The organism is Streptococcus sp. 2020WUSS084 (genome assembly GCF_044427445.1).
Classification (GTDB): domain Bacteria; phylum Bacillota; class Bacilli; order Lactobacillales; family Streptococcaceae; genus Streptococcus; species Streptococcus suis.
Window position 1 is genome coordinate 1 of record NZ_JAOTGC010000003.1, and the last position, 17,456, is coordinate 17,456.

Sequence of the window (17,456 nt, forward strand, 5' to 3'; positions counted from 1 at the left end):
CTCCCTTGAATCAGCAGTTTAGGCAAAAACAGAACTTAGTCTGAGACTAAATTCTGTTGATTTTATGCAGTTTTCTCAAAGTAACTTCTGGAAGGACGGGAACTAGAACTTACTTTGAGAATTTACCGAAAGTTCTATGGAGATACTAAAGAATAAGGTTAATTCCAAATAATACCGCTGAATCAGTCAATCCAGCACTTAATACTCAATAAAAATCAAAAATAGCAAGTCTAAGCTACTTATAACATGTGAAATTTTAATTTATAAGTTTGAGTTGAGGATTGTGGATTTCAAGTAGCTGTTTTCTTCTAAAAAAATAACAAAATCGAAACGCTCCATATCCACTTTGAGTGGTAGGTGGCTATTTTTGATTTTAAATGAGTATAAGTTACTATTGGCTGAGTATCACATTTAGTCACTCCTCTCCTATTCCTTCTTCTCTTTGCTATAACCTATATAAAAAGAAACTGAACAGAACTTTTTATGATACTTCTGCCCAATTTCTTAATTTGATTAACATAATGTTAGTGACTAGCTTTAGCGAAAGTCTTTCAAATGAATTTGTAAATCACGTATCATTTCACGACGACCATTAAAACATTGTCCGCTAATTAATTTTTCGTATTTATCAAGTTGATCATTGCTCAGATTTTTTCGATAATCTCTCAAGGCACCTCTCAACATTAATAGTTCATCGTTTATCAATCCCGGTGATTGTATTGCGTGAGATAATTCGTGAATATCTTCATGTGGCATACGGTCAAACTTGCGTTTTTGACTTTCCTGTTTGCGGATACGATCCTTGATTCGATTTCTGAACTTGACTTTGAAATAACAATATAATTGAACTTGTTCATCAACTAGCCACGGTTGATCTTCCAACAATTCAAACAAGGTCATCATTCCTTCTTGTTCCCAATCATCTCGATCCCATAGTTTAATGTAAAACTCTTTTCGAGCCTTGTTTACAATACCTTTGACGCTTGCATACACTTTTTCGAAGTCCATTACTTAATCTCCTTTTGTTGATGGTTTAAGTTTATCGAAAAGTGCTGGCTTTCTACAGGACATTTTTGTCTAGCTTACTTTATTTGATTTTTCTTTTTTAAAGTGCATTTGCTATTGATACTCTATGAAAAACATTGCATTCTGCTCCAGAAGGGAGTTATTATATTGGTTTTTGGTTCCTCATTTCTTAGTTCCACTACCAGTATGGCTTGAAAGAACCATAGCTATGTCTAAAGGTCTAGCTGTTTAAAACTATATTTGTATATTTCTAAGATTGTGATAAATAACTATTGATTCGTTTTTCTTGTAATACTCAATAAAAATCAAAAATAGCAAGTCTAAGCTACTTATAACATGTGAAATTTTAATTTATAAGTTTGAGTTGAGGATTGTGGATTTCAAGTAGCTGTTTTCTTCTAAAAAAATAACAAAATCGAAACGCTCCATATCCACTTTGAGTGGTAGGTGGCTATTTTTGATTTTAAATGAGTATAAATACCCTGTTTCTGATGTGTAGCATGTAAAAAAGCCTTCACCAAGATTATGTACTTAGCGAAGGCTTGGTGGTTATTTTAGTGGTTGAGAGTGAGGGCAGATCCGTTATGGAATGTCTTGCCCAGAGTATTTTTATACTACTCTTTCGTATTAATTTTCTCTTTTACTTCTTCATAAGAAAGGGGATGAACATCTTCGTCATCGTGTTCAATATTCTCTGGCATTTTGCCTGTTTCATACAGAGATTTAATTTGAACACTATCAAGAGTTTCGTATTTGAGAAGTGCTTCTGCAATCAGTTTGTGTGTATCACGGTTTGATTGAATAATATCTGCAGCTTTATTTCGAGCCTCATTTAGCAAATCTCTTACTTCATTATCTAACTCATATGCAGTTTGCTCAGAAATATGTTTTTGAGTTGTTTGTCCACCAAACATTGCATGTCTGCCTTCATACTGCATTGGTCCCATTTTTTCACTCATACCATATTCTGCAACCATGGCACGCGCCATCTGTGTAGCTTGTTCAAAGTCATTTGAGGCACCGGTTGTTTGGGTATTGAAAATAATTTCTTCCGCAACACGACCCCCCATAAGACCAGCCAATTGCTCCTTCATATCTTCTTTAGATAGAAGCATTTGATCTTCTTTAGGGAGGGCAATCATGTATCCACCTGCGCGACCGCGGGGAACAATTGTTACTTTGTGAACTTCACGTGCATTTGATAGTACGAGACCAACAATTGTATGACCTGCTTCATGGTAGGCAACGATTTCGCGTTCTTTGGCTGAAACTTGACGGTCTTTCTTAGATGGACCTGCAATAACACGATCTTCTGCTTCATCAATATCTGAAGCATCAATGACAGTCTTGTTTCGACGTGCAGCTACAAGGGCTGCTTCGTTAAGAACATTCTCTAAATCTGCACCAACAAATCCTGGTGTTTGTTGTGCTACTAATTTCAAATCTACATCTGCTGCTAGTGGTTTATTCTTCGCATGAACTTTAAGTATTGCTTCACGTCCCTTAACATCCGGACGACCAACCAATACTTTACGGTCAAAACGACCTGGACGAAGAAGGGCTGGATCTAAAACATCACTACGGTTGGTTGCGGCAATGACAATGATCCCTTCGTTCCCTTCAAAACCATCCATTTCAATTAAGAGTTGGTTGAGGGTTTGTTCACGTTCATCGTTACCGCCACCCATGCCGACACCACGTTGGCGACCGACAGCATCAATTTCATCGATGAAAATAATGGCTGGTGCTGCTTTTTTTGCATCTTCAAATAATGAACGAACACGGCTGGCACCGACACCAACAAACATTTCAACAAAATCTGAACCAGAAATGGAGAAGAATGGTACACCCGCTTCACCCGCTACTGCTTTGGCAAGCAAGGTTTTACCGGTTCCTGGAGGACCCTCTAGTAGCACACCTGCTGGAATACGTGCTCCAAGTTTAGTAAAGCGTTTTGGATCCTTCAAAAATTCAACAACTTCAACTAATTCTTGTTTTTCTTCCTCTGCACCTGCTACATCTGAGAAACGTACCTTGATGTTACTTTGTTCCAAAGCTTTAGCTTTATTCCGTCCAAAGTTCATTGCACCACGTGCTCCACCACCACCCTGGTTCATCATCATCATGAAGAATACACCAGCAATAACAAGTGGCAACAAATTAAAGATAATGTTCAACCATAGTCCATTAGAACTTTCAGGTTTAATAGTAACCTTTACTCCATTTTCATTTGCAAGAGCTTGTAGCTCTGACAAATTCGTTTCTGACGGTAAAATTAGCGACTTAAAGTTTTTATACTTAACTTTACTAGAAACTTGGAATAACTTAATAGATGAAGCTAACTCATCTTTAGCTTCCTGTTCTGTTTTGTACTTACCAGTAATTTCAATAACACTTGAATTTGGTTGATAAGTAATTTCAGATACATTATTATTTTTCAATTCAGTTACTACTTGTGAATAACTGATTTCTTGAGTTGCTACTTGCTGACCAGCGTTAAAAAATTGAAAGGCTGTAACAATAGTGGCAATAACGAGAATAATGAGAAAAGGATTTTTTATAAATCCTTTATTTGGTTGATTGTTCATAATATAGTAGGAAACCTTTTTCTATTTTGTGTAAACTTCCTCTTTGAGTACACCAACATAAGGAAGATTACGATAATTTTCATCATAATCTAAGCCAAATCCAACTACAAATTCATTTGGAATAGTAAAGCAAGTGTAGTCTGGCTCGATTTCAACAACACGACCTTCTGGTTTATCAAGAAGAGTGGCAATTTTAATAGAAGCTGCCTGACGCAAAGCAAAGAGTTCTTTCAATTCTTTTAATGTGCGACCAGTGTCAATAATATCCTCTACGAAGATGATATGTCGACCTGCAACACTATTGTCCAAATCCTTGATAATCTTAACGGTACCACAACTCTCCGTTCCGCCATGGTAGCTAGAAACAACCATATAATCCGTTTCTACATGGGCATCAATATGTTTCATTAATTCTGCCATAAATGGGATAGAACCTTTTAAAATTCCTACAAGAATAGGATTCTTATCTGCATAGTCTGTTGCTAGAATTTGACCGAGTTCTTTGCATTTTACAACGATTTCTTCTTCTGAAACAAGAATTTTCTTAATATCTTTGTCCAACATAGTTGTTCTACTCTTTCATTTTTATATATAAGGTAGCTTTGATTATATCATTTTTTACTGATTTACTCAAATCACTGCTAACAAGATTCGTAATTCCATAAATTTCTCCATTCTGCTCGATAATAAGCGCATTTTGTCGAACTTTCTGTGAGATTTTATTATCAATAAACCAACGGCGGAGTTTTTTATTTACTCCGTTTATTAAAATGGTATCCCCAGCCTGCCTTCTCCTCACTACAATTGGATTTTCTGTAGGAAAATATAAAATACTATCCGCTTCTTCCAAAGGATGATTGAGAGAAAAAATATATGAACCGTAAGAAAAAATACCCTCTGATTTTATCATGATTTTTTCTGGTTGACTATCCGTCTCTGGTCCTATTTTATAAATTTGAAAACGATGATAATCCTTCTCTAACATGTAATCATTTTTCAATAAATGATAGTAGTTAGCTTTTGAACGCAAGATGTGTAATACTTCATTAAATTGTGGACGAGAGAGCTGTAAATCAGGAAATTTTTCAAAATATTCCTCTAATAGATAACTTTGTACCGCAGGTGTCTGTTGTTGAAAACTCATCACATCTGTAACTGATAAATCCTGTGTCAAATCTCTTAGCGCTTGAAATAGATTATTTGTATCAACTGCAAGATTATTGAGAGTAAGTTCGATTTTAGGATTTTCCTGTTTTAACTTTGGTAAATAGTCATTTCTGACTCTATTTCGAAAATATTTGAAATCTACATTGCTGCAATCTTCAAAATGAAATATCTTTTCAAAATCTGCCTTTTTAAAAGATAAAAGTGGTCGAATAAGTTCCCCTGTTGCAAAAGGCTGAATCGTTTGAATTGCTGATAAGTGACGTAAACGCCCTCCTCTAATCAATCGCATAAAGACAGTTTCTGCTTGATCATCTGCATGGTGGGCTGTCACTAGTGCAGTGTAGCCTTCCTTCTCCATGATTGTAGCAAAAAATCCATAACGCCATTTTCGCGCCGCTTCTTCTGAAAAAACACCTTCAAAATAGGACAGATAAAAGGGAACATTACTTTCTTCTGCTAACTGTTTAAGATATTTTTCCTCAATGACAGATTCTTCTCTCTGTCCATGATTAATATGGGCAATTCCAAGTTCAATCCCTAACACTTGTTTGCATTCGTATAAAAGATGGAATAGGTTCATAGAATCTAACCCACCAGATACGGCTACTAGTACTTTCTTATGTTTATCAAAAAAGTGACCATCCAGTGTCACTTTTAAAAATCTATCTTTCATTTACTTTAAAATCCTGTAAATATCATTTGCAATTTGTGTAATCTCATCATAATTTGATTTATCTGTAAAAATAGATAAAACAAAAGGAGATCCTGCGTAAACAATCGCTACATCGTGTTTGACATCATCTGCATCGCCAATTTTATGAGCAACTGGAACTGAGATGTCTTTCGAAATACGTTGATTATCAAATTGAGTAGATAACAAACTTTCTAGCACATAGCCATTTTGATTATAAATGGTTTCCATCATGTTTCCTGCTACCTCTGCCGAAGTTTCACGTGTAACCATACTCCACTCACTACCTGTTTTAGCAGTTATTACTTGATAAAAATTGGAATCGAATTTATTAGCTACATAATAAGAAAGTAAATTACTAGCTACATTATCTGACTCTTTAGCAGTCTTATTGATCAATTCTTCCACTGAATAATCTTTGTTGTCAGGAGTTTTTGACAGTGAACCACTTCCTCCAGCAACATAAGCTCCTGGGAAGGATATAGATTCGGCTGTATATTTCACTTTAGTAGTCAAATCAATATACCCAGCATTCAGTTGCTCTTGAACGTAATAAAGAATTGGTAGTTTAGCAATGCTGGCAGAATAGAATAGTTTCTCTTGGTTTACACCTGCAGTTTGACCTGTTGACAATTGTTTCACATATATACCAATAGTATCTTTGGAATATTTGTTAGTCAACAACTCTTGAACGGCTTCTACTCTATTATCCGTTTTAGAAAGATTATTTACTGCAATCCAACCTTTATCTGTAACATAGGCAAAATCACCTAGGGAAGTTGTTACGATTTTAGAAACCATAACAGCTTGATAGGGTTGTAAATCATTTTTTATTTCCGTAGCTTCGTTAGCAATTGGTGAGGTTAGCAATGCGAAACCTTTTTTTGTCCAATAAGTTTGCTCAACAGTAGTTTCTGTAACAATTACATCATCAAATAGTAGATGCCTACTTGCAAGAATGTAACCCTTGTCATCTATTTGGAAAACCAATTCTTTTTTGCTATTGACTAGAACATCCGTAATAGAAAAACGTTGGTTCGGCTGTAATTGTCCACCTGCTATAGTCAGTTCTTCATCCGAATAAAGATTCTCAGTTTGAAAAACATTTGGGTTTTGAGGGATAGTTTGAAAATACTGATCATAGATAGTATGAGTCAATTCGTATTCTTCTTGCGCTGTGAGTGCAAATGGTATTTCTGTACTATCGACCACCTGCCATCCAAATAAAACTGGCAATAACCATACGAGCAGTTTTTTCTGCATACTCCCTCCTTTCTACGATTCATTTTCTTCTAACTTTAATTCTCTATTCTTTTGATTCAACTCTTCTAATTTTTCATCAGAATGCTGTAAAAATTGCTCTACAATTTTAAAAATAGATTCGGTCATTTTGGTAACCCTGGAATATTGTAGACAAATTCCCCTTCTTTAGAGTATTGATACTTAGCCCGAACATACTTTGCTGCGTATTCCTCATTTTTCAATTTTGCAACCATCTCTGCTTCCTGCTTCTGTTCTTTGGTCAGTTCTTCGTAATTTTTTTCCAATTCAGCAAGCTTCTTTTCCTGCTGCTGAATATTAGTGTAAGTTCCAACAAGATTATAGGCAGGCAACATAAAAAGAAAGATAACTAGAATGAGAATTGCACCCATAAAACGATTTTTTTGTTGGCGTTCTGCCAATTGATGCTGAGTTTTTTTACGCTCCGACTGAATAAAGGCATTATTCAGTTGTAGAATTTTAGATTTCTTCATCTTTTTCTATCCTTTTTTCACTGATAATTTCATACATTTTCAGTGCGTCTTCTTTTTTAGTCGAATCTTTCATTTCAAGTACTTTTACAGTGAGTAGTTTATTACCAAATTGGATTTCAACCTGATCATTTACTTTTAAATCTGTTGAAGATTTCGCCAAAATCCCATTGACTTTTATTCGTCCTTTATCGGCAACTTCCTTCGCAACTGTTCGACGCTTGATAATGCGGGATACTTTCAAATATTTATCTAGTCTCATACTTTACCTCAGTTCATTATTTTACCATTTTTCAAGGTATTTGAGAAATTTATTCTGCCTTCCTTGCTTTAATTTCTTTTAATTTTTCGGCAAAAGAAATCAATTCCTCTAATATTTCATATTCTTTTTTCTGTTGAATGTTAAACACAACAGCTAGTTTTCCTTTATTTTCCGTTATCTGAGCTTTCAAATTCGTAGCAGATAGTGCTTCGAAGTAATCTTGCGTTAGGAAAATTTGGCCAGCCATAGGTTCGAATGTCACTGTCACTTGATGTTGTCGTCTAAGAACTGTATGACAGAAAACTTGGTCTAAAAATGACTTCAATAGACCGATTTCAAGTAAGTAGGCTACTACATCAGGATACTCTCCAAAACGGTCTATCAATTCTTCTTGTAATTCTTGATAGTTGACACGACTGTCAATATTCTTTATACGCTTGTAAATTTCAATTTTTTGACGTTGATCAGCAATGTAGTCACTTGGTAGATAGGCGTCAATCTGTAGGTTGACCTCAGTGTTGCTTTTCTGACGCTGAGACGCCTTGCCTTGTTTTTCCAAGATGGCTTGTTCCAGCAATTGTGAATACATCTCATATCCCACAGAATCAATAAAACCTGACTGAGCAGCACCTAAAATATTTCCCGCACCACGAATGGACAAATCTTGCATGGCAATCTTGAAACCTGATCCTAGTTCTGTAAAGCCCTTAATGGCTTCCAAGCGTTTTTCAGCTACTTCTGTCAAGGACTTGTCTGGACGGTACATGAGATAGGCATAGGCAATCCGACTGGAACGGCCAACACGTCCTCTAAGTTGATAAAGAGTTGACAGTCCCATATGATCTGCATTTTCAATAAACAGTGTATTAGCATTTGGAATATCAACACCTGTTTCAATGATTGTTGTGGTCACTAGAATATCATACTCACCCTCTACAAAGGCATAGAGAGTATTTTCTAATTGGATCTCCGACATTTGTCCATGGACGTATCCTATAGTAGCTTCTGGAACCAATTCTTTTAATTCAGACACTTTCTGTTCAATGGTGTCAACTTTATTGTAAAGATAGTAAACCTGACCTCCGCGATCTATCTCACGAAGCATTGCATCTCGGATAACGGAAGGATTTGTTTCCATCACATAAGTTTGTACAGGATAGCGATTTGTCGGTGGAGTCTCAATTACTGATAAATCGCGGATTCCCAACATGGACATTTGCAATGTCCGAGGAATTGGAGTTGCAGTTAGGGTTAGGACATCTATTTTCTTTTTCAATTCCTTCAAGCGTTCCTTATGCTTGACACCAAACCGTTGCTCTTCGTCAATAACCAGTAAACCTAAATCAGCAAAAACAACATCTTTTGATAGAAGGCGATGGGTACCAATCAAGATGTCAACTTGGCCTTTTTTCAACTTCTCAAGTGTTTTTTCCTGCTCTGCCTTTGTTTTAAAACGACTCATAACATCCACATTGACGGGAAATTCTGCAAACCGTTCTTGGAAATTAGCATAGTGTTGCTGGGCTAAAACAGTCGTAGGAACAAGAATAGCTACTTGCTTGCCATCATTGACTGCTTTGAAAGCAGCGCGCATAGCTACCTCTGTCTTACCAAAGCCGACATCTCCTACCAGCAAACGATCCATTGGAGAGTCTTTTTCCATATCTTGTTTGATTTCATCAATGGAACGAAGTTGGTCGTCGGTTTCCACATGTGTAAAGTAGTTATCAAACTCAATCTGATTCTCATCATCTGGTGAAAAGGCAAAGCCTTTCAGCTGACTACGCTCCGCATAAAGCTTAATCAAATCATCTGCAATATCCTCCACTTGCTTCTGAACTTTTTGCTTAGTTCGTTGGAACCGGCCATCGTTTAGTTTATTAACTTTTGGAGCTTTCCCATCGGACGCTAAGTATTTGGAGAGAAAATCAATTTGTTCTACAGGAATAGAAATGCGATCGGAGTTTTGATATTGAACCGTTAAATAATCACGATGAATGCCTGAAATTTCAATAGTCTCAATTCCTAAGTATTGACCGATACCATGAACATGGTGAACAACATAGTCACCAACTGCTAATTCACTATAGTCCTTAATACGTTCAGCGTTAGAAATATTGGTTCTACGTGTCTTACGCTTCATTTTCTTATTGAAAATCTCTTTTTCAGTGATGAAAACTAGTTTCTCATCCATCAAATGAAAACCTGAAACTAACTGACCAATCGTAACCTGTTGCTGACCTTCTACTAACTTATCTGCTGCATGTACTGGAAGATGAATATCATACTCTTGTAAAGTTTTCTGTAAAGTCTGTAAACTCACATCAGAACTCGCTTGAATAACAACGGTATTGTTTGATTTCGCATACCGAGTCAATTCATCTTTTAACAATGGAATCTGGTGGAAAAATTCCTGCATAGGATGCTGTGTGAATTGATAAAGAGCATCAAACTTTACATTGCCTAAACCTTTTTGAAAACTTGAAAAGAAGGTGGCAGGTTTGTATTTTCTCAATTCAGCATAAGTTGAGACAAAATAATTCAAACTTGACACTGATTTACCCTTCTGTAAATCATCTGTCAACAAGTCTGCAATTTCTTTTTCAAACTGAGCCTGCTTATCGGAAATTTTATGAAAATCATCTAAAAATAAGGGAGAACCCTTTGGCAAATAATCCAACAACGTCCATGATTGTTCATAGATACAGGACAAGAATTTACGCAAATCTGGATGCCGGTACTCCGTCTGCATGTCCGCTAAAACTTCTCGTAAATAAGACTGTTGCTCCTCTAGGGTCGATTTGTCAATAGCTGTCTGAATGTATCGGCTAGCTCTGCTATAGTCTTCCGAAGACAAAATGATATCGGAAGCAGGAGAGATAGAGATTTCGTCTAGATTTTCCAAGGATTTTTGACTATCGACATCAAAGATACGAATGCCATCAATCTCATCTCCAAAAAATTCTATTCGATAAGGAGCTTCTGCTTGCATGTCAAAAATATCTAGAATATCACCTCGTTGGCTAAATTCTCCCTGAGTTAAGACACGAGCTACCTTTTTATATCCGATATTGACAAGATTATTTACAAGTTTGTCAACTTCTATTTCTTGACCAACTTCAAGCTGTATTTTAGAACCTTTATAAGTCTCAGGACTCGGCAATAAGACCCGACAAGCAGCCATACTAGCAACTAAAATTCCTGAACTGGTAGAATCTGTCAAGAAATTTAAACTGTCAATCCTTGATTGAGTCCGTTCTTTTGATGCAAAAACAAACTCGGCAATAGGACTATCATCTGTAAAAAAGTTGTAAACATTCTCACTTCCAATAATGGCTGTTAAATCTGCAACTAATTTCTCAGCATCATTTTGAGTAGCAGTCACAATCATTATTTTCTCAGCCATACTATCATAGGCAGTCGCCATGATTAATGACTTACTGGTTCCAGTGAGTCCTAATAATAGTTGGCGGGTTGACTTGTTTAAGCCAGACTGCCACTGATTGATTTGCTTGTTCTTGTGAAGTAAATCGAGTATATTCATTATCCGTTAAACTTTCTCATTACTGTATCAAAATCATCTTCTTCGAGATATACGTTGACAGCCTTGTCAAGTTTATCTAGTGCTAAGTCGATTTCAATACGGTCCTCTATATCAAAACCAGACAAGACATGGTTTACAACGCTCATTTTTCCTTTAGGACGCCCAATACCAATCTTGATACGGTCAAATTCCTGTGTTCCAATATGCTTGACAATGGATTTGATACCATTGTGGCCACCAGCTGATCCTTTTTGACGGAAACGGATTTTTCCAACAGCCATATCCAAATCATCATAAGCCACCAAAATATCAGTTGCATCCAGACCATAATAAGTCATTAAGGCATGGACAGCCTTACCTGATTCATTCATGAAGGTCGTTGGTTTGACCAAAAAGATTTTTTCTCCGTCAATAAAGGTAGTAGCAATGTCCGCTTGAAAAATTTTATCGTGGTTAAAGGTCACATTTTCACGCTTAGCAATCTTATCCAGCAGCATAAAGCCGACATTGTGCTTGGTTTCAAAATAGCGGTCTCCGGGATTTCCGAGACCGATGATCAATCGTGTCATTTTTTCTCCTTAATACCAAAAGGCTGGAAAATGCATTCCAACCTGATTATCTATTATACGTTAAAGCGGAACTCCATGATGTCCCCGTCTTGAACGACATATTCTTTTCCTTCTTCACGGAGGCGTCCTGCTTCCTTAACAGCTTTCTCAGAGCCATACTGAATCAAATCATCATAAGACATGGTAACGGCACGGATAAAGCCTTTTTCGAAGTCTGAGTGGATGATGCCAGCACATTGAGGGGCTTTCATACCACGTTTGAAGGTCCAAGCACGAACTTCCTTCTCTCCTGCTGTAAAGTAGGTGCCTAGACCAAGCAAGTGATAGGCTACACGTGTTAATTTGTCCACGCCAGATTCTGTCAAGCCGAGGGCTTCCAAAAACTCACCCTTGTCTTCATCATCTAGTTCTGAAATTTCCTCTTCTGCACGCGCAGAAATCACCACCACTTCTGCATTTTCTGTTGCTGCAAAGTCACGGATTTGCTGAACATAACTGATAGACTCAGGATCTGCTACCTTGTCTTCATCGACGTTGGCAACATAGAGGACTGGTTTAGTGGTCAAGAGGAAGAGTTGCTTAACGATTTTTTGTTCTTCATCTGTGAAGTCAACTGTACGAGCAGATTTTCCGTCTTCTAGGACAAGTTTGATTTTTTCAAGAACTGCAAATTCTGCCACAGAATCCTTGTCTTTTTGCGTACGGGCCATTTTTTCTACACGGGCATAACGCTTGTTGATGCTCTCTAGGTCCGCCAAAATCAATTCTAGGTTAATAGTATCAATATCTGCGATAGGATCAACAAAGGCATCTTCACGGCCTTGTTCACGCATGACATTTTCATCGTCAAAGGCACGCACCACATGGACAATTGCATCAACTTCGCGGATATTGGCCAAGAATTTATTTCCAAGCCCTTCACCTTTAGAGGCACCTTTTACGATACCAGCAATATCGGTAAATTCAAAAGTGGTTGGCACTGTCTTTTTAGGAGTGATGAGTTCTGTCAACTTCTGCAAACGCTCATCGGGCACTTCTACCATGCCGACGTTTGGATCAATGGTCGCGAAAGGGTAGTTTGCTGCCTCAGCTCCTGCCTTTGTAATTGCGTTAAATAGGGTTGATTTACCAACATTTGGCAAACCGACAATTCCTGCTGTTAAAGCCATGTTTTTTACTCTCCAATTAAAAATTCAATCATGACTATTATAGCAGAAAAATAGAGAAAAAGCTTGCCGATTGGCAAGCTTCGTTAAAAATAATGCTTAATAAACATTGCACATAAGAAGACAATGAAAAAAAGAATGAGAAAGACAAAATCTCCTCTTGTAAGCTGTCGTTTGGATTCTTCGTTCAAGTATTCCCAAACATTCATTTTTCCTCGTTGTTCCACCACAATTTCCTTCTCAGGCTCTTTTCCTAAAACCAGATAATCCAGACTGACACCAAAAATTTCTGCCAGCTGGACCAGTTTGTCAATGTCTGGCGTTGCTTCGCCATTTTCCCACTTAGAAACAGCCTGACGGGAGATATAGAGTTTCTCTGCCAACTCATCTTGGGATAGGTTCTTGGCTGTGCGTAAAACTCGAATTTGCTGTGCTAACTGATTCATGGTCATGTCCTCCTCTTTTTTTCTAAGTCTATTATAGTTTAGAAAGGAACAGTTGACTAGCACTTTTTAGGAAAAATTCGCAACCAGCAGTTGCAAACTGTCAACTAGGTTTCACTAGGCAGCACTTGTTGCATTTTTCGTTCAAAATCATGCCGGCTCATCATGACTACATGGTCACAGTTGCTACAGCGGATTTTGATATCCGCTCCTAGACGGATGACTTCCCATTTATTGGCCTTCTTGCCGGTCGATTTGATGACACAGGCATGAGGCTTCTTCATTTCGACAAAGGATCCTAATTGATACATACTTCCTCCTTAAAGATACATACTTCTTTCCTGATAGGTTAACGTTACCTCATTTGCAGTGCATATCTCTCCATCTATTTGCAATAATAATTTTTCTTTTGATTTTAAAACTACATCTACCCCTGTTAAATGCTGAATTGTATGAGAAGATTCATGCCTCTTCGTTAATAAGGCTAACAATGATTGTAGACGTTGGTAGAAATTTCCATTTTTGAAGTAAACAATATCTACTTCCTTCTTTTTAGCACTTGCTGTTGGCCATATCATGATTCCTCCACCAAAATAAAGACTATTTGCTACAGAAATAAAAAAGAGATTACCTAACTGATAAGATTTTCCATCAAGAGTTAATTCTAAGTTTATAGCTTGTTTTGAAAATAATGTTTTAATACCAAAGAATAGATAAGTTAACCTCCCAAGTTTTACCTTGTTCAGAATTTTTTTCAAAATTGAATTCGTTGAACCATTGATAACTTGAGCTGCAAAGCCAAAATCCATACTGTTTACAACCGTTCCATGTGAACTGTTTAAAACATATATCCGACTTGTTTTTCCCTCTAAAATAGCATCTACACTTCTATAGAGCGATGTTATATTCATTGCTTTTGCAAAATCATTTCCAGATCCTGTTGGATAATAAGCAAACGGTAGACTAGCTGGCCAAAAACGCAAGGCTTTAGATAGGGTGCCGTCTCCGCCTAAAATCATTAATTGGTCCTCACTACTGACAAACTCCTTTAAAATAGCCTCTATTTGATTTTTTTCATCCTCAGGCCCAACTGTCATAAAAATGTTAACTGCAAGCTGTGGATAACTTTCTTTTATTTTGAATATGATATGTTCAGCAGTATGACTACCAGCATTAGGATTAGCTAATATATATAACGTCATTTATTCCCCATCACTAAATATATAAAAATAAGCTAGGTGCTATTTTTTAGTATAACATAAAGGGAGCGGGAAAGAACTCGACTGGTCAAAAAAAGAGTTCGTCTTCCCGCCCCCGCACAGTTGATTAGGTCAGATTTGGAGTGTAAAACACGAACAAATCTGCCAATCAACCACTGCGCTGAGATGTTGACACGAACCCTGAGAAGCGAGGTTGGTCTTTTTGCCCAGCCTCCTTAATATTATTTAGTTGGTACGAACTGGTGTAACCAATTGAATAAAATCTTCCCCTTCATTATTTGGAATCAGTGTAAATGGACGGACAGAAGAGATAAAGCTAATTTTCACTTGTTCACTAGTTGTGGCTTTCAATGCTTCTATCAAGTAAGTTGGGTTAAAGCTGATTACTAAGTCTTCACCTGATACTTCTACAGTATCTAATTCCTCATTCACACGTCCAACTTCTGGAGAATTTACATGAGCCGATACAACATTATTAGCAATTTCTAGTTTTACTGTACCATTTTGGGTTGCATTTGAAAGAAGACGAGCACGCTCCATCGAGTGACGAAGATTTGCAGTATCAAAAATTGCAGTTGTTTTAAACTCAGTTGGAATTAAGCGGTCTGTATCAGGGTAGGTACCTTCTAATAAGCGTGTATAGAAGCTAATATGCTCGCTTCTAAAAAGGATTTGATTATTTGAAAAGAAGACTTCTACTGTTTCAATATCATCTGTAAAAACTGCAGTAAATTCACGGAGAGAACGACTTGGAATGACAACATTAAAATCATCACCAGAGGTATCAAGGACCAATTTCCGTTGGCTCATACGGTGTGAATCTGTTGCAACAGTTTTTAGATTTTTATTTTCTGTTAAAACAAAATGAACACCCGTAAGAATAGGACGACTTTCTTGTGTAGAAGCTGCAAATGCTGTTTCATTAATTGTTTGTTTTAATACTTTGGTTTCTAACACCAATGGTTTTGAAGTTGGAACTTCCTGTAAACGAGGATACTGTTCTGCTTCTTTTCCCTTTAATGTGATTTCAGACTTACCACTTGTCAAAACGATTTGCTTTTGTTCAATTTCATTGAAGTCAAGGACTAAATCCGGCATGCTGGATACGACATTAATAAAGAAACCAGCTTCTAAGAGAATGGAGCCTGGAGAACTGATCAAAAGTCCTGCATTTTCATCTTGAATAGAAATAAAATGTTCAATCGAGATTTGTCCATTTGAACCAGTTAAAGTGATTCCTTCACTAGTTACTGTAATTTTTACTGTTGAAAGAATTGGAATAGCATTTTTTGTACTGATTGCCCGTTTAGTAATACTAAGTGCTTGTAGAAATATATTTTTATTAATAGAAAATTGAATCATGGATTCTCCTTTATTTATTATCTATAAGGTTAATAGTAATAGTAGTCTCTGTGTATTTTGTGGAAAAGTGATGAAAGACCAATAAAACTGCGGAAATTAACTTGTTCACAACTTGTGGAAAAAACAGAAGTTTTTTTAAAAGTTATACACAGGTTAACGAAGTTTATTTTTTATACTGGTAATCTCTATTTCTAAATTCTCATCATCCAAGAGGAGAGTTTTTATTTTATTGTATGCATGCATAACGGTTGTATGGTCTCGATTACCAAATTCTTTCCCAATTTTTGGAAGGGAATTGTCTGTCATTTCACGTGATAAAAACATAGCAACTTGTCGCGCGTGAACGATATGTTGAACACGCTTAGAACCTTTTAATTCTTTCAAGCTGACACCGTAGAAATTTCCCACTTCGGTTTGGATTTTCTCAATAGGAATAACCATGTTTTGTGGATTTGTTTGTTTTCTTGATCGAATAGCCTCAGCAGCAACCTCGACACTTATCTCAGACAGTTGCCGCATAGTGGCTATCAAATGGATATCTTTTAAGGCACCTTCAAGGTCACGTACGTTCGAATCAAATTGCCCAGCTAGATAGGATAGCGTCTCATTTGTAAAGTTATAAGGCAGGTTCTCGCACTTGTTACGTAAAATTGCGATACGTGTTTCAAAATCAGGTGGAGTGATTTCACTGGTTAACCCCCATTTGAAACGTGTTACTAGTCTTTCTTCCAAATTGTCTAAGTGATCGGGATTACGGTCGCTTGTGAGTACAATCTGCTTATTTTTTTCATGAAGCGCATTAAAAGTATGGAAAAATTCTTCCTGTGTTGTTGCTTTATTACGGAGAGACTGAATGTCATCAATTAAAAGTAAGTCCAGATTGCGATAGGTTTTTTTGAAACTTTCCATATCATTGAGACGGAGGTGTTCTAAAAATTCATTGATGAATGTTTCCGATGAGACATATTTTATCCTTGCCTGGGGATTATCGGCTAGAACCTTATTTCCAATCGCATTTAAAATATGAGTTTTTCCAAGACCAGGACCACCAAAAATGAATAATGGATTGTAGAGCTCACCTAGGTTATCAGATACAGCTAAAGCTGCAGCCTTTGCCCAGTGATTATTGTCTCCTTGTACAAAATTAGCAAAGGTGTACTGGGATTTTATGTCAGAATGAACCGGTTTAAAAGTTTCCTGAGGAGTAGCCGGCCCAGGTGTCTGTACCTGGTGAAACACTGAACTTCTTGCGTTTGTAATGTTCTTAATTTCCTGTTCATCTTCTGTAAATTGATATTGGATGGCAAGAGGTTCTCCGTAGATTTCAAAACTAGCGGCAATCATTAACTCTTCGAAGTTTTTTTCCCAAAAATCTTTTTTAAATGGACGATTTAAGAAAATATTGGCAACTTGCTGGTTGATTCCAAGTAATTTTGCATCAGCGACATAAAAATCATAAATAGATGGCTTAAAATTTACTTTTGCTAATTCAATAAATCGTTGCCAAAAAAGTTGTTCTTGGTTCATATTTTCCCCCTTTCACATTATATTCGTTAGAATAGTGTACCATAAAAAACAAAAGTTTTCCACAGATAATTTTAAAAATCCACACTATTAAGAAAAGTTTTCCACAAGATGTGAATAAAAGTCAGAACCTTTGCTGGTCC

At 36.8% G+C, this 17,456-nt stretch carries 16 protein-coding genes; all 16 read right to left on the reverse strand.

Features of this window, described 5'->3' with window-relative positions:
• Positions 1-537: 537 nt before the first annotated feature.
• The gene (locus tag ODU50_RS02355; protein ID WP_053867433.1) at positions 538-1,008 is read right to left on the reverse strand and encodes a sigma-70 family RNA polymerase sigma factor; all 471 of its coding nucleotides are present in this window, start codon (positions 1,006-1,008) and stop codon (positions 538-540) included.
• A 632-nt stretch (positions 1,009-1,640) separates the two neighbouring features.
• Positions 1,641-3,614, reverse strand: a complete 1,974-nt coding sequence (ftsH, locus tag ODU50_RS02360) for an ATP-dependent zinc metalloprotease FtsH (protein WP_105152907.1) — start codon at positions 3,612-3,614, stop codon at positions 1,641-1,643.
• Positions 3,615-3,635: 21 nt separating this feature from the next.
• Positions 3,636-4,178: a hypoxanthine phosphoribosyltransferase gene (hpt, locus tag ODU50_RS02365; RefSeq protein ID WP_044753835.1), complete on the reverse strand. Its 543-nt coding sequence runs from the start codon at positions 4,176-4,178 to the stop codon at positions 3,636-3,638.
• A gap of 7 nt (positions 4,179-4,185) precedes the next feature.
• Positions 4,186-5,454: a tRNA lysidine(34) synthetase TilS gene (gene tilS / locus ODU50_RS02370; RefSeq protein ID WP_044753838.1), complete on the reverse strand. Its 1,269-nt coding sequence runs from the start codon at positions 5,452-5,454 to the stop codon at positions 4,186-4,188.
• Complete coding sequence (locus tag ODU50_RS02375; RefSeq protein ID WP_044753840.1) at positions 5,455-6,735, reverse strand: serine hydrolase; 1,281 nt, start codon at positions 6,733-6,735, stop codon at positions 5,455-5,457.
• Positions 6,736-6,747: 12 nt separating this feature from the next.
• Positions 6,748-6,861: an SP_0009 family protein gene (locus tag ODU50_RS02380; RefSeq protein WP_004194325.1), complete on the reverse strand. Its 114-nt coding sequence runs from the start codon at positions 6,859-6,861 to the stop codon at positions 6,748-6,750.
• Positions 6,858-7,226 carry a septum formation initiator family protein gene (locus tag ODU50_RS02385; RefSeq protein ID WP_004194327.1) on the reverse strand — a complete coding sequence of 123 codons (369 nt, stop codon included), beginning with the start codon at positions 7,224-7,226 and terminating at the stop codon, positions 6,858-6,860. Before ODU50_RS02385 ends, ODU50_RS02380 begins: the two co-directional genes overlap by 4 nt.
• Complete coding sequence (locus tag ODU50_RS02390; protein ID WP_004194330.1) at positions 7,213-7,485, reverse strand: RNA-binding S4 domain-containing protein; 273 nt, start codon at positions 7,483-7,485, stop codon at positions 7,213-7,215. The genes ODU50_RS02385 and ODU50_RS02390 overlap by 14 nt, the downstream gene beginning before the upstream one ends.
• 49 nt (positions 7,486-7,534) lie before the next feature.
• Entirely contained in the window at positions 7,535-11,029 is a 3,495-nt protein-coding gene (gene mfd / locus ODU50_RS02395) for a transcription-repair coupling factor (protein WP_105152906.1), read from the reverse strand.
• On the reverse strand, positions 11,029-11,598 hold the full coding sequence (gene pth / locus ODU50_RS02400; protein ID WP_105152905.1) for an aminoacyl-tRNA hydrolase: 570 nt from the start codon (positions 11,596-11,598) through the stop codon (positions 11,029-11,031). Before pth ends, mfd begins: the two co-directional genes overlap by 1 nt.
• A 53-nt stretch (positions 11,599-11,651) precedes the next feature.
• Complete coding sequence (ychF, locus tag ODU50_RS02405) at positions 11,652-12,767, reverse strand: redox-regulated ATPase YchF (RefSeq protein ID WP_105152904.1); 1,116 nt, start codon at positions 12,765-12,767, stop codon at positions 11,652-11,654.
• 83 nt (positions 12,768-12,850) lie between these two features.
• Positions 12,851-13,210: a helix-turn-helix domain-containing protein gene (locus ODU50_RS02410; RefSeq protein ID WP_105152903.1), complete on the reverse strand. Its 360-nt coding sequence runs from the start codon at positions 13,208-13,210 to the stop codon at positions 12,851-12,853.
• A gap of 104 nt (positions 13,211-13,314) precedes the next feature.
• The gene (locus tag ODU50_RS02415; protein ID WP_024394586.1) at positions 13,315-13,518 is read right to left on the reverse strand and encodes a DUF951 domain-containing protein; all 204 of its coding nucleotides are present in this window, start codon (positions 13,516-13,518) and stop codon (positions 13,315-13,317) included.
• 9 nt (positions 13,519-13,527) lie between these two features.
• Complete coding sequence (locus ODU50_RS02420) at positions 13,528-14,409, reverse strand: diacylglycerol kinase family protein (protein ID WP_105152902.1); 882 nt, start codon at positions 14,407-14,409, stop codon at positions 13,528-13,530.
• Positions 14,410-14,652: 243 nt separating this feature from the next.
• Positions 14,653-15,789 carry a DNA polymerase III subunit beta gene (dnaN, locus tag ODU50_RS02425; protein ID WP_004194538.1) on the reverse strand — a complete coding sequence of 379 codons (1,137 nt, stop codon included), beginning with the start codon at positions 15,787-15,789 and terminating at the stop codon, positions 14,653-14,655.
• Positions 15,790-15,942: 153 nt separating this feature from the next.
• The gene (gene dnaA, locus ODU50_RS02430; RefSeq protein ID WP_105152901.1) at positions 15,943-17,316 is read right to left on the reverse strand and encodes a chromosomal replication initiator protein DnaA; all 1,374 of its coding nucleotides are present in this window, start codon (positions 17,314-17,316) and stop codon (positions 15,943-15,945) included.
• Positions 17,317-17,456 lie beyond the last annotated feature (140 nt).